This is a genomic window from Amycolatopsis sp. NPDC028719 (assembly GCF_055565395.1).
On record NZ_JBVHUL010000002.1, the window covers coordinates 841366 to 853649 of the forward strand.

Below are 12284 nucleotides of genomic sequence, written 5' to 3' on the forward strand. Positions count from 1 at the left end.
TCAATGCACCCGCGGCACGGCGGCCAGCTTCCCGCGCCGAGCATTTTTCAACAGCGACAACGCGACCAGCACACCGGCAGCCCCGATCCCGCCGCAGGCGAACATGCCCGCGTGGAACCCGGCGAGCGCGCCCGCCGGCCCGGGAACCGCGGCCGAGTTCACCGCGATGATCGTCGACACCACCGCCACCCCGAGCGCGCCGCCGATCTGGAACGCCGCCACGTTGATGCCCGAGGCGATCCCCGCGTCGGCCGAAGTGACGCCGTTCAGCGCGGCCGAGGCCAGGACGACCGGGCCGATACCCAGTCCCAGGCCGAACACCACCAGGCCCGGCAGCACGGTCGTCAAGTAGCCGGCGTCCGGGGAAAGCCCGGTCAGCAGGAAGCTGCCGACGGCCATCAGCAGCAGCGCGGTCACCGCGACCGGGCGGAGGCCGCGCCGGGCCAGGGCGGCCTGGCCGGCGTACGCGCCGATCACCGCCGCGATCGGCATCGCGGACTGGCTCAGCCCGAACACGATCGGCGTGTAGCCGAGCACGCCCAGCGCGTACTGCGAAAGCACGACCGACAACCCGTAGGCGAGCATCGCCATCAAGGCCGTCAGGACGTTGCCGCCGACGACGGTGGCCGACCGGAACAACCGGGCGGGCAGCAGCGGCGCCGCCGACCGCCGTTCGACGACGACCGTCGCCGCGGTCAGCGCCAGGAAGACCACCGCGAGGCCGAGCGTGTGGAAGCTGGTCCAGCCCCGGGCGGGCGCCTCGACCAGCAAGTACACCAGCAGGCCCAGGGCCACGGTGGTGAGGACCGCGCCCGTGACGTCGAAGGTGCGGTGCGCCGAGGCGTCCCGGCTCTCCCGCAGCAGCACCGGGCTCAGCGCCAGCATCAGCACGGCGACCGGGACGTTGACGTAGAACAGGCTCTGCCAGCCGAACCAGTCGAGCAGCGCGCCGCCGAGCAGCAGGCCGATCGTGGCGCCCAGCGCGGCGATCCCCGACCACGCGGCGAACGCCCGGTTGCGCTCGCGGCCCTCCGGGAAGGTGTCGGTGAGGATCGCCAGCGCCGTCGGCGCCATCAGCGCCGCGGAAATCCCGTGCAGCGCCCGCGCGGCCAGCAGCAGCGGGCCCGCGGTGGCCAGCGCCGAAAGCAGGGACACCAGCAGGAACAGCGCCGTGCCGATCATGAAGAGCTTGCGGCGCCCGAGCAGGTCCGCGGCCCGGCCCCCGAGCAGCAGCAGGCCGCCGAACGTCAGCAGGTTGGCCGAGAGGATCCACTGCGCCTCGACCGGCGAGAGCCCGAGGTCCGCCGCGATCACCGGCACGCCCATGATCACGGTCTGCGAGTCGAGGATCACCATGAAGTTGGCCGCGCAGAGCAAGATGAGCGCCGCCAGGCGCCGGGGGTCCGCCGGCCGCGCGGCCGAGTCCGGCCGCGCCGATTCTGCGAGGGTCATCCGCGCTCCCATGCTCGTCCAGGTCGTGCGAACGACCGTACGAACCGCGAGGCGGTCGGCTCATCTCCCCGGCTGCGAGGTCAGTCGCCGCGGATCACCACGACCACGCCCGCCGCGATGACCACGGCGCCGGCCACGATGTTGCCGACGAGCGCGGCCGTCGACGGCTGCGTTCCGGCGGCCTGCCGCAGCAGCCACGGGGACAGCGCCGCCCACGCGCCGAGCACCGGGACGACCCAGCCGAGGAACCGCAGGCGCCGCGTCGCGGTGCGGGCGATCGCCAGGGCGACCAGGACCAGGCCGACGACGGTGTTGCTCAACGCGAGCACGCCCGCCCCGCCGAAACCGGTGACCCAGGGGGCGAGCACGAAGTAGAGACCGGCGAGCAGGACGAGGCCCGCGGCCGCGCCGAGCACGGCGGTGCGCGGCCTGCCTGCCGGGGTACCAGGCGAAGTCCTCTCCACCCCGGAGAGGTACCCGGCGGTGGCGGCCGGTAACCGGGGACTGCCCGCAGCCCTCGAAACGGGCAGGCCCCGCACCGGAGCTCAGCAGCCGCAGGTGTAGTACGTGATGTCCCAGTGGTTGCCCTCGTCGCAGTAGAGGTTGCCGGAGCCGGCCTTCCACTGCGGGTAGCCGTCGCCGCGCAGCCCGATGTAGCCGAAGCTGTTCTTGATGTAGCTGTCGATGCAGCTGTTGTGCGAGATGTCCACCTTGTACCCGTTGTAGTGGCTGTAGGTGCCCGACGCGTGGCCCACCTCGGTCCCGCCGGTGATGTTGATCGCGCAGCCGCTGGCCCGCTTCAGCGTGATCACGCCGGTGACCGTGGACTGGTTGATCTGCTCGTAGGACGTGCAGGTCGAGTTCGACCGCGTGGTGCAGCCCCCGCTCGAGGAGTGCGTGACCCCGGCGGCGGACAGCTGCGACGCGGCGGCCGACTGGCTGAGCTTGGTGACCTCGACGCTCGCCGACGCCGTGCCGATGGTGGCGAACGCCACCGTCGCGGCCGAAGCGGTCAATCCCACTGCCACGCGCGCGAGCATCCGTTGTCCCGGCATGCCTTGCCTCCTCGGGGTTGCGACGATCGATACGGCGGCAGCCAAATCGGGACGGCCATAACTTCGCCAAACGGCGGGGCCGCGGGACCCGGGGGAAGCGGGTCAGGTCCTGATCTTCGTCAAGACTTCACGAGCCCGGTCCCGCGCCGGGGATTCACTGGTGACGGCGGTCAGCTCCCGCAGCGCGCGCAGCTCCCACAGCGGGAACCCGAGCTCCTCGAACAGGCCGGCCGACGTCCGCAGCAGCCGCGCGGCCTCCGGTCCGGCCCCCTCGCCCGCGTGGGTCCGGCCGAGGCTGAGCAGGGTGTACCCGGCACCGCGGCGGTCCCGCAGCTCCCGGAACACGGCCATCGCGACGCGCAGGTGCCACCGCGCGCCCGCCGGGTCGCCCGCCCGGCGGCGGAGCTCGGCGAGGCTGCGGTGCGTGTACGCGGCGGCGTGCCGGTGCCCGATCTGCTCGAACAGCGCCAGCGAGCGCGTCAGGCAGCGTTCGCCGTCACCCAGCTCCCCCGCCTCGGTGTGCAGGTCGCCGAGGCTGCGCAGGACGTGGGCTTCCCAGTGCCGTTCCCGGGTGCGGACGGCGCCGCCGAGCGCGCCGGTGAGCAGGTCGGCCGCCTGGTCGCAGCCGCCGTGACGGCGCAGGACGTCGGCGTAGCGCTTGGCGGCGTGGTCGTGCCCGCGGCCGTCGTCGCACTCCTGGGCCAGCAGCATGCTCACCTCGAAGCTCTCGACGGCGCGCCGCACGTCCCCGACGTCCTCGGCCAGCGAACCCAGCTGCGCCGCCGCGGCCGCCTGCCCGTGGCGGTCGCCGCACTCGCGCAGCAGGTCGAGCGCCTCCAGCAGCGCGGCCTCGGCGGCCCGCGCGTCACCGCTGTCGAGGTCGACGTCGGCGAGCGCGGTCAGCACCGCGCCGGTGCCCTGCGGGTCGTCCAGCTGGCGGAAGCGGTTCTCCGCCATGACGAAGTAGTTGCGCGCCTGCCGTGCATGGCCGTGCTGCAGGTGCACCGAGCCGAGGTTGTACAGCTTTTCGGCTTCCGCGTGCGGGTCCTGGCGGCGGCGGGCCGCGGCCAGGCCGAGCACCGACACGGCGCGGGCGGCGTGGCCGAGCCACGGTGTGCCGGCCAGCGCCGTGCACGCGTCGGCGAGCCGTCCGGTGAGGTCGTGCCAGCCGTGCGCGCCGGCCAGCCGGGCGGCCGCGGCGACGTGGGCGGTCTCTTCGGCCGCCCAGGCCGCCGGATCGGCGGCGACCTGCCGCAGTGCACCGGGATCCGGCTTCGGCGAGCCCGCCGGTGCCCGGCCTCGGGCGTGCTCGGCGAGGGCGAGCGTGACCTCGCACGCCCGGCGCAACGCGATCCGGTCCGTCTCCGGAGGCACGCCTTCGGTCAGGACGAGCCGGGCGAACGGGGCGACCGCCCAGTGCGTTCCGGTCGAGGCCGGCACCTGGGCGCCGAGCGGACCGCTGCGTTCCTTCCCCGGCCAGCTTTCGCTTCGTGTGGCCTCGTGCCGGTCCAGCAGGTGCGCGCCGGCCAGGGTGTCGAGCCGGTCGCGGGCTTCATCGAGGGGGCGGTCCAGCAGCGCGGCGGCGCACCAATCCGGGACGGGACCGGCGAAAGCGGCGAGCAGGCGCAGGAGGTACCGGTCGGGTGCGGGCCGTTCGCACAGCGCCGACGTCACGGCGGCGCGGACGCCGAGGTCGCCCGTGGTCAGCTCGTCGAGCCGGCGGCGGTCGTCGGCGAGCCGGGCGGCGAGGTCGGCGACGCGCTGGTGCGGCCGCGCGGCGAGCTTCACCCCGGCGATCCGGACGGCGAGCGCGAGCCCGGCGCAGTGGCCGAGAAACCGTTGCGCCGCTTCGGGTTCCGCCCGCAGTCGTTCCTCCCCCGCGATCGCCGCGAGCAGCGCCCAGGCGTCCGCTGTGGACAGTCTCGCGACCGGGACCGGCCGCGCTCCGCACAGGCCGGGCAGCTCGCGGCGCGCGGTGACCAGCGTCGCGCAGCCAGGCCCGCTGGGCAGTAGCGCCCGCACCTGAGCCTCGTTCGTGACGTCCTCCAGCAGCACCAGCACCCGCCGGTCCGCGGTGTAGCTGCGCCAGAGCCCGCTCAGGCCGGCGCGGTCGGCCAGCTCCGCGGGGGTCGCGCCGAGCAGGCGCAGGAAACCGGTCAGCACGGTCGCCGGGGCGGCGGGCGCGCCGTCCGGGCCGCGCAGCGAAGCGGTCAGCTGACCGTCGGGGAACCGGCGGCGGGCCCGCCAGGCCGCCTGCACGGCCAGCGCGGACTTCCCGGCGCCGGCGGCCCCGTGCAGCACGACCGGGCCCGGACCGCGCAGGGCCCGGCCGACGTCGGCCAGCTCGGCCGCGCGGCCGGTGAAGTCGGGCACCGCGGGCGGGAGCTGGGCGGGTGGCCCGGGCGTCGTCCAGTCGGTGCCGGCGATCCGGCGGTACACCGCGACGAGGTCGTCACCCGGCCAGACCCCCGCCTGTTCCCAGAGCGCCCGCCGCGTCCGGCGGAGCACCTCCAGAGCCGACTCGCGGCGGCCGACGGCGCCGAGCGCGGACGCGAGCCGGGCGGCGAACCGCTCGTCGGCGGGCCGGGCCGCGACGACCGGGTCGAGCCGTTCGACGACGGCCCGGCCGTCACCGTCGGCGAGCTCCAGCTCGACCAGCTGCAGCAGCGCGGCCGAGCGCCGGTCCTCCAGCCACAGCTTGTGCGCCTCCAGCAGCGGCCCGCCCGCGACGTCGGCGAAGGCGTCACCCCGCCAGCACGCCAGGGCCCGTTCGAGGGCGCGCCGGCGTTGCGCGCGGTCGTCGGCGCCGGAGGACAGCAGCGTCAGGAAGTCGTCCGCGTCCAGCTCCCCCGGCTCGACGGCCAGCGCGTAGCCCCGCGGCCCCGAGCGCAGGCGCTGCCCGGCCTCGCCGGCCCCGAGACCGGGCGAAAGCGTCTTGCGCAGCTTCGACACGGTGACCTGCACGATCGCCGCCGCGCTGGACGGCGCGCCGTCCGGCCACAGCTCGTCGACGAGCGTGTCGCGGCCGACGTACTGCCCGGCGCGCGCGAGCAGGACGGCGAGCAGCCGGCGCGGCTGGGCCGCCGACGGCAGCGCGACGGAGGCCGTCATCGGGCCGAGGACCTGGAACCGCACGGCTACACCTCACCCGCGAGATCACCTGATCGAGCGGGGTGAATGTAGCCGCCGGGCGGCTGGCATTTCCCTCGTTCACCCGGATGGCCGACGACGTTGGTTCAGCTGTGCGCGAGCAGCTTGTCCAGCAGCTCCGGGTTCTCCGCCAGCCCGGCGCGCAACGTGTGCTCGCGCAGCGGCTTGAGGTCGCCGTACGGCTGGTTCTCCCAGTCCAGGCGGCCCTGCGGCGGCTCCGGGTCGTACTCGATGGCGAACTGGATGTTCGTCGCGATCCGCCGCCCGGCCAGCCGTTCGGCCAGGTGCAGCGCCAGGTCGATCCCGGCCGAGACGCCCGCCGCGGTGATCACCCGGCCGTCTTCGACCCAGCGCTCGGCGACCGGGGTCGCGCCGAGGCCGGCCAGCAGGTCGCGGAACATCCAATGCGTCGTCGCGCGCTTGCCGTCGAGGAGCCCGGCCGCGCCGAGGATCATCGAGCCGGTGCAGACCGACGTCACCAGTCCGGCGCCGGCGGCCGCGGTGCGCAGCCAGGCGAGGAGGCGCTCGTCCGACATCGCCCGCAGCGTCGGCACGGTGCCGCCGGGCACCAGCACCGCGTAGGGCGAGGGCACCTCGTCGAACGTGTGGCTCGGCGCGACGTTCAGCGGGGTGTCGGTACCGACGGTGTCCTTCGTCGCGCCGACGACGACGGTCCGGAAGCTCGGGTCCATTTGGGCGAGGGCGCTCAGCACTTGGAGCGGGCCCACCAGGTCCAGCGGCGTCAGCCCCGGGTAGACGACGAAAGCGAGGGTCTTCTGCTCAGCGGTCATGGCCCTCACCCTGGCGAGCAGGCGCCGCGCGGCGGGCGCGGATGTCCGAAATCCTGCGAACCGCGTCCGAAGGCCGGTCCGGCTGCTAGCGTGCGATCATGGCCGGCCCACCCAGACGGGTAACGATCGTCGGATTTCCCGACGTCGAGCTGCTGGACGTCGCGTGCCCGGCGGACGTCCTCGACGCCGCCAACCGCCACGGCGCCCGCCCGCCGTACGAAATCCGGCTGGCCACGATCGACGGCCAGGCCATCCGCACGTGCTCCGGGCTGATCCTGCAACCCCACCTGCGGCTCGACCAGGTGGCGGGCGACCTCGACACGCTGATCGTCGCGGGTGGCTGGGGCAGCACGACGGCGGCGTCCGACGAGCGCGTGCTGGCCCACCTCCGGCGGCTGGCCCAGACCAGCCGGCGGGTGGCGTCGGTGTGCACGGGCGCGGAGGTGCTCGCCGCGGCGGGCCTGCTCGACGGCCGCCGCGCGACGACCCACTGGCGCTGGGCCGCGAAACTGGCGGACGCCTACCCGGCGGTGACGGTGGACCCGGTGCCGCTCTACATCCGGCACGGCAACGTCTACACGGCCGCCGGGGTGACCAGCGGGCTCGACCTGACCATGGCGCTCGTGGAGGCCGACCACGGGCCGACGCTGGCCCGCGAAGTGGCCCGGTCGCTGGTGACGTACCTGCAGCGGCCGGGGAACCAGGCCCAGGTCAGCCTGTTCCTGGCCGGCCCGCCGCCGGAACACCGCGAGGTCCGCGACCTGACCGCGTACATCGCCGAGCACCTCGACGAGGACCTCGGCACGCCGGCGTTGGCGGCCCGCGCGGGCATCAGCACCCGCCAGCTGACCCGCCTGTTCGACGCGCACCTGGGCACGACGCCGGGCAAGTACGTCCGCACGGTCCGCACCGAGCACGCGGCGCGCCTGCTGTCCGGCAGCGACCTCCCTCTGGCGACGATCGCCCGCCGCTGCGGCTTCGGCTCGACGGAGACGCTCCGGCAGGCCTTCCTCGACCACTTCGACACCCCGCCGTCGGCCTACCGGCGCGTCCACGTCCGCCAGGCCTACGGCTGACCCCGTGTCGACCCCGCGATCACGCGCATCGGGACGAACCGGGCCGTCGGCGGCCCCTCGCGCGGGGCGGGGAATCCCGCTGTCAGGATGTGCGCGTGGACCGCCCCGACCTGGATGACGACGCAACCGGCCCGATTCGCCGGATCACGGACGAGGTGTCCCCTTCGGCGGCTGAAACGCCCCGCAAACCCGTCCGCCGGACGCCGCCCGAAGGCGCGCGCCGGGCCGCCGACCCCGCGCGGCGCCGCGCGGACACGGGACCACAGCGGGTGCCGAGCACCGGCGCCCAGCGCGTGCCGGCCGGCGACAAGCGGACCGAAACGGGACCTCAGCGCGTCCCCACCGGACCGCAGCGCGCCGCCCGTCGCGGAGACACGGGGCCGCAGCGGGTCCCGGCCGGCACCAAGCCGCGCACTGCGAAGAAACCCGAGCCCGAGACCGGCCACGGCCATGGACACGGGCACGGCCCCGCCGCCCCCGCGTCGAAGCGGGTCCGGCTGCTCCTGATCTGGCTGCTCGCCCCGCTCGCCCTCGCCACCGTCGCCGGCATGATCGTGCTCTACCCGTGGGGCAAGCCGGACCCGACGAGCGTCGTCCCGCAGGGCACGCCCGTGGCCGCGAGCATCACCGCCACGAACACCGGTCCCTGCCTCGCCCAGGGTCAGGTCCAGGTCGGCGACCAGACGGACCCGAACGCGAAGCCGTGCCTGACCGCCGACCTCACCATGACCGACGGCCCGGCGAGCGGCAAGCAGCTCAAGCTGACCGTGCCGATCGAACCCAGCACGCCGCGGTTCTCCGCGGGCGACGCCGTCGTGCTCGCCTACAACGGCGGGAACGCGAGCGACCCCGCGAGCTTCCAGCTGGTCGACTTCCAGCGCGGCACCCCGCTGCTCGTGCTCGCCGCGCTCTTCGCGGTCGCGGTCCTGGTGCTCGGCCGCTGGCAGGGTCTCGCCGCGCTCGTCGCGCTCGGCCTGTCCTTCCTCGTGATCGCGCTGTTCATCCTCCCGGCCATCCTGGCCGGGGAGAACCCGCTGGTCGTGGCGATCGCCGGGTCCGGCGCGATCATGTTCATCGCGCTCTACCTGACCCACGGGCTGACGGCGAGAACATCCGCGGCCGTCCTCGGCACGCTCGCCAGCCTCGCCCTCATCGGCGTCCTGTCGGCGATCTTCTCCGCCGCGGCGTCGCTGACCGGGCTCGACGACAGCACGTCGACGCTCATCGGCTCGCTCGGCCACGGCATCGACTCGCGTGGCCTGCTGCTCGCCGGCGTCGTGATCGGCGCGCTCGGCGTGCTCGACGACGTCACCGTCACCCAGACCAGCGCGGTCTGGGAGCTCCGCCGCGCCAACCCGGACCTGAGCTGGCAGGAGCTGTACCGCTCGGGCCTGCGGATCGGCCGCGACCACGTCGGTTCGGCGGTCAACACGCTCGTCATGGCCTATGCCGGGGCGGCGCTGCCGGTGCTGCTGTACTCGTCGATCTCCGGCGTCGGGCTGGGTGCGCTGCTCGGCAGCGAGGAGATCGCGCAGGAGATCATCCGGACGCTCGCCGGCAGCGTCGGCATCGTGGCGGCCGTCCCGGTGACGACGGTCCTGGCCGCGCTGATCGCCTCACGCGAGCCGGCGACGTACCTCAGCGGCACCACGAAAGCCGTTCCGTCCCACCCGTGACACCGGCGCACCCCGGCCGCGGCCGGAGCAGCGAGCTGTGCGAGGAGCTCAGTCGAGAGTCGCCACGAACCGGCTGACGGCCTCCATCGTGAAGCGCTGCACGTACTTGCCCGACGGCGCCGCCGACGCGAGCCGGTAGAGCGGGCGGTCCGCCACGCCGGAGCCGCGCGCCTCGGCCTTCAGCTCGGCGACCAGCAGTTCGCCGAACACGAGGCCGTTCGCCTCGACGTTGTTCATCAGCGCGTTCGCCAGCTTCCGCAGCTGCAGGACGCCCAGCTCGCGGCCGCCGGTCCCGGAGAACACCGCGAGGTCCACCTTCCCGACCTTGCCCCGCCGGCCGGCGTTGACCAGCAGGCTCACCGTGCGGGAGCCGCGGACGTCCCCGATCACCAGGTCGAGGCGCGTCGCGGTGACCAGGTCGACCCGGCGCAGCCCCCAGGTGCGCACGAGCAGCGTCGAGCCCTCCAGCCAGACGCGGCGGCGGATGCTGACCGCCATCACGTACAGCAGCGGCAGCGCGATCACCAGGGCGACGATCAACCCGATCAGCGTGCCGCCGATCAGCCCCGCGACGCCGCCGAACGCCGCGGCGACGATCACCACGCCGATCAGCCCCGAGATCCCGCGGCGACGGCGTCCGCGCGGGTCTTCCTCGAACAGCGCGATCCGTTCCGATGACGCCTCTGTCTCCTCGGCCATGCTCACGCCCCTGTCCCGGCGAGGAACGGGTTGCCCGCGCGTTCCCGCCCGATCGTCGTCGCCGGGCCGTGGCCCGGCAGCACCACCGTGTCGTCCGGCAGGCTTTCCAACAGGGCCCGCACCGACTCCGCGTCGGCGCCGCGGCCGACCGACCCGGCGAACAGCGTGTCGCCGGTCAGCGCGAGCCGCCCGCCCTCCGGCGTCCCGAGGTCCAGCACCACCGATCCCGGCGTGTGCCCGGGCACGTGCCGGACCTCGACGGCCAAACCGGCGAAAGTGCCGGTTTCGAGCGGCACGCTGGCCCCCTCGTACTGCTCCGCGTCGTCCGCGTGCAGGTGCAGCGGGACGCCGTGTTCGGCCGAGAGCGATGCCGCCGAGGCGACGTGGTCGGGATGCCCGTGGGTGGCCACCAGCGCCGCCGGGACCAGCCGGTGCTCGGCGAGCGCGGCGGCCAGCGGCGCAGCCACCTCCTGCCCCGGATCGACGACCACGCACGGCCCGCCGGCGGCCTCCGCCAGCAGGTAGCAGTTGGCCTGCAGCGGGCCGCTGCCGAACCCGACGACGAGCACCGAACGCCTCCCGGACTTCCGCGCCGGATGGCGCCGATCACGATCGGGTTGAGACTAGCGGGCCCTGTACATGGTCCTCACAGGCTGTGCCCATACACTGCCGCTACCTCAGACGTGTGACACGAGCGGAAACCTGGGAGGGTACGGGGTGGCGACCAACCAGCAGCGCCGCGAAGCTGCGAAGCGCAAGCTCGAGAGGCAACTCGAGCGCCGATTGGAGCAGCAGAAGCGACGCAGGAGGATCGGCGCTGGTGTCGTCGGCGTCGCCGTGCTCGTCGTCGCGGGCGTGGTGGTGTGGATCGTGAGCGCGAACGGCGGCGAGAACACCGACACCGCGGCGTCGTCGTCGGCCGCTCCGCCGCCGACCGACCTCCAGATCCCGACGCAGCGCACGGCGCTGCCGAAGCGGGCCACGGCACTGCCGAACCCGACGACGTGCGACTTCAAGGCCGACACGACGGGCAAGGCGCCGAAGAAGGTGAACCTGCCCGACGGCAAGAACGTCCCGTCGACCGGCACGGTGAACGTGACGCTGAAGAGCACCGCGGGCGACATCCCGCTGACGCTCGACCGGGCGCTCGCGCCGTGCGCGGTGCAGAGCTTCATCAGCCTCGCGAAGCAGAACTTCTACAACGACACCATGTGCCACCGGCTGGGCACCGAAGGCCTGCAGATGCTGCAGTGCGGTGACCCGTCGGCGACCGGCGACCCGACCCAGGACGGTCAGGGCGGCCCCGGCTACACGATGCCGGACGAGGCGTTCCCGGAGATCAAGTACGGCCGCGGCATCCTCGCGATGGCGAAGACGTCCGCGCCGAACTCGGGTGGCAGCCAGTTCTTCATGGTCTACGGCAGCGCCGAGGGCCTCCCGGCGGACTACTCGGTGTTCGGCAGCATCAGCGACGAGGGCCTGAAGGTGCTCGACGCGGTCGCCAAGGCGGGCATCGCGAACCCGAACCCGCAGGACGGCACCGGGGCGCCGACGAAGCAGGTCAAGTTCACGGGCGTCACCGTCCAGTAGTGACGCGGCGCATCGAGCTGAACGGGGACCCGCTCGGCCCGGACGCCTTCGTCGCGGGAATGACCTCCTACGGTCACTTCACCGCGATGCAGGTCCGGGACGGGCGGGTCCGCGGGCTCGCATACCACCTCGAGCGGCTCGCCACGAGCACGCGCCTGCTGTTCGGCGCCGACCTCGACGTCGACCTCGTCCGGTCCTACGTCCGGCGGGCGATCGACGGCGAACCCGCGCTGTCGGTGCGGGTCATGGTGCTCACGCGCTCGTTCGACGAGCCGATGAAGCCGGAGATCCTGGTCCGGACGCTCCCGCCGCACCCGCCCGAACCGGCGCCGCTGCGCCTGGGGACCGTGCGCTACCAACGGGATCTGCCGCAGGTGAAGCACCTCGGCACGTTCGGCCTCATCTACCACTCCCGCCAGGCCGAGCTGGCCGGCTACGACGACGCGCTGTTCGTCGATCCCGCGGGCCGGATCAGCGAGGCCTCGATCTGGAACGCCGGGTTCCTGGCCGGCGACACGGTCGTGTGGCCGGAAGCCGCGGTGCTGCCGGGGATCACGATGCTGGTGCAGAAGGAAGCCCTGCGCCGCCTGGGCGTCCCGCAGGAGACGCGTGAGGTCCGGCCCGCCGACCTCCGCGACTTCGACGCGATGTTCGTGACGAACTCCGAGACGCCGGGGCGGGCGGTGGCGTCCGTCGACGACCTCGTGCTGCCGCCCGCGGACCGCGCGGTGGACCTGCTCGCGAAGGCGTACGAAACCGTGCCCTGGGACGAGATCTGACCCCGGGCGCCCCCAG

At 74.0% G+C, this 12284-nt stretch carries 11 protein-coding genes; 4 read left to right on the plus strand and 7 right to left on the minus strand.

Annotated features, from left to right (window positions below; translation table 11 throughout):
- The 5 genes from ACZ4TR_RS11920 to ACZ4TR_RS11940 form a co-directional block, all read right to left on the minus strand.
- Window positions 1-1452: an MFS transporter gene (locus tag ACZ4TR_RS11920; protein ID WP_465287018.1), complete on the minus strand. Its 1452-nt coding sequence runs from the start codon at window positions 1450-1452 to the stop codon at window positions 1-3.
- Window positions 1453-1532: 80 nt separating this feature from the next.
- A complete protein-coding gene (locus ACZ4TR_RS11925; RefSeq protein WP_465287019.1) occupies window positions 1533-1916 on the minus strand; it encodes an SPW repeat protein in 384 nt (127 codons plus the stop codon).
- Window positions 1917-1997: 81 nt separating this feature from the next.
- A complete protein-coding gene (locus ACZ4TR_RS11930) occupies window positions 1998-2507 on the minus strand; it encodes a hypothetical protein (RefSeq protein WP_364525817.1) in 510 nt (169 codons plus the stop codon).
- A gap of 102 nt (window positions 2508-2609) precedes the next feature.
- A complete protein-coding gene (locus tag ACZ4TR_RS11935) occupies window positions 2610-5642 on the minus strand; it encodes an AfsR/SARP family transcriptional regulator (RefSeq protein ID WP_465287020.1) in 3033 nt (1010 codons plus the stop codon).
- 101 nt (window positions 5643-5743) lie between these two features.
- The gene (locus ACZ4TR_RS11940; protein WP_465287021.1) at window positions 5744-6448 is read right to left on the minus strand and encodes a DJ-1/PfpI family protein; all 705 of its coding nucleotides are present in this window, start codon (window positions 6446-6448) and stop codon (window positions 5744-5746) included.
- 98 nt (window positions 6449-6546) lie between these two features.
- On the opposite strand from ACZ4TR_RS11940, the gene ACZ4TR_RS11945 reads away from it, so the two are divergent.
- Both ACZ4TR_RS11945 and ACZ4TR_RS11950 read left to right on the plus strand, forming a co-directional pair.
- Window positions 6547-7524, plus strand: coding sequence for a GlxA family transcriptional regulator (locus ACZ4TR_RS11945; RefSeq protein WP_465287022.1), 978 nt, complete (start codon window positions 6547-6549; stop codon window positions 7522-7524).
- Between the two features lie 95 nt (window positions 7525-7619).
- The gene (locus tag ACZ4TR_RS11950; protein ID WP_465287023.1) at window positions 7620-9200 is read left to right on the plus strand and encodes a YibE/F family protein; all 1581 of its coding nucleotides are present in this window, start codon (window positions 7620-7622) and stop codon (window positions 9198-9200) included.
- A 48-nt stretch (window positions 9201-9248) separates the two neighbouring features.
- Here the strand turns inward: ACZ4TR_RS11950 and ACZ4TR_RS11955 are convergent, their stop codons facing one another.
- Both ACZ4TR_RS11955 and ACZ4TR_RS11960 read right to left on the minus strand, forming a co-directional pair.
- Window positions 9249-9899, minus strand: coding sequence for a hypothetical protein (locus ACZ4TR_RS11955; protein WP_364525827.1), 651 nt, complete (start codon window positions 9897-9899; stop codon window positions 9249-9251).
- Window positions 9900-9901: 2 nt separating this feature from the next.
- Entirely contained in the window at window positions 9902-10468 is a 567-nt protein-coding gene (locus tag ACZ4TR_RS11960; RefSeq protein WP_465287024.1) for an MBL fold metallo-hydrolase, read from the minus strand.
- 148 nt (window positions 10469-10616) lie between these two features.
- On the opposite strand from ACZ4TR_RS11960, the gene ACZ4TR_RS11965 reads away from it, so the two are divergent.
- Both ACZ4TR_RS11965 and ACZ4TR_RS11970 read left to right on the plus strand, forming a co-directional pair.
- Window positions 10617-11489 (plus strand): peptidylprolyl isomerase, encoded by an 873-nt coding sequence (locus tag ACZ4TR_RS11965; protein WP_364525831.1) that lies wholly within the window; start codon window positions 10617-10619, stop codon window positions 11487-11489.
- The gene (locus ACZ4TR_RS11970) at window positions 11489-12268 is read left to right on the plus strand and encodes an aminotransferase class IV (RefSeq protein ID WP_465287025.1); all 780 of its coding nucleotides are present in this window, start codon (window positions 11489-11491) and stop codon (window positions 12266-12268) included. The genes ACZ4TR_RS11965 and ACZ4TR_RS11970 overlap by 1 nt, the downstream gene beginning before the upstream one ends.
- The last annotated feature ends 16 nt before the right edge of the window (window positions 12269-12284 follow it).

Coding starts and splice junctions, on each gene's coding strand:
- ACZ4TR_RS11920 (WP_465287018.1), bottom strand. CDS start 1,452: ATGACCCTCGCAGAATCGGCGCGGCCGGACTCGGCCGCGCGGCCGGCG.
- ACZ4TR_RS11945 (WP_465287022.1), top strand. CDS start 6,547: ATGGCCGGCCCACCCAGACGGGTAACGATCGTCGGATTTCCCGACGTC.
- ACZ4TR_RS11955 (WP_364525827.1), bottom strand. CDS start 9,899: ATGGCCGAGGAGACAGAGGCGTCATCGGAACGGATCGCGCTGTTCGAG.
- ACZ4TR_RS11930 (WP_364525817.1), bottom strand. CDS start 2,507: ATGCCGGGACAACGGATGCTCGCGCGCGTGGCAGTGGGATTGACCGCT.
- ACZ4TR_RS11940 (WP_465287021.1), bottom strand. CDS start 6,448: ATGACCGCTGAGCAGAAGACCCTCGCTTTCGTCGTCTACCCGGGGCTG.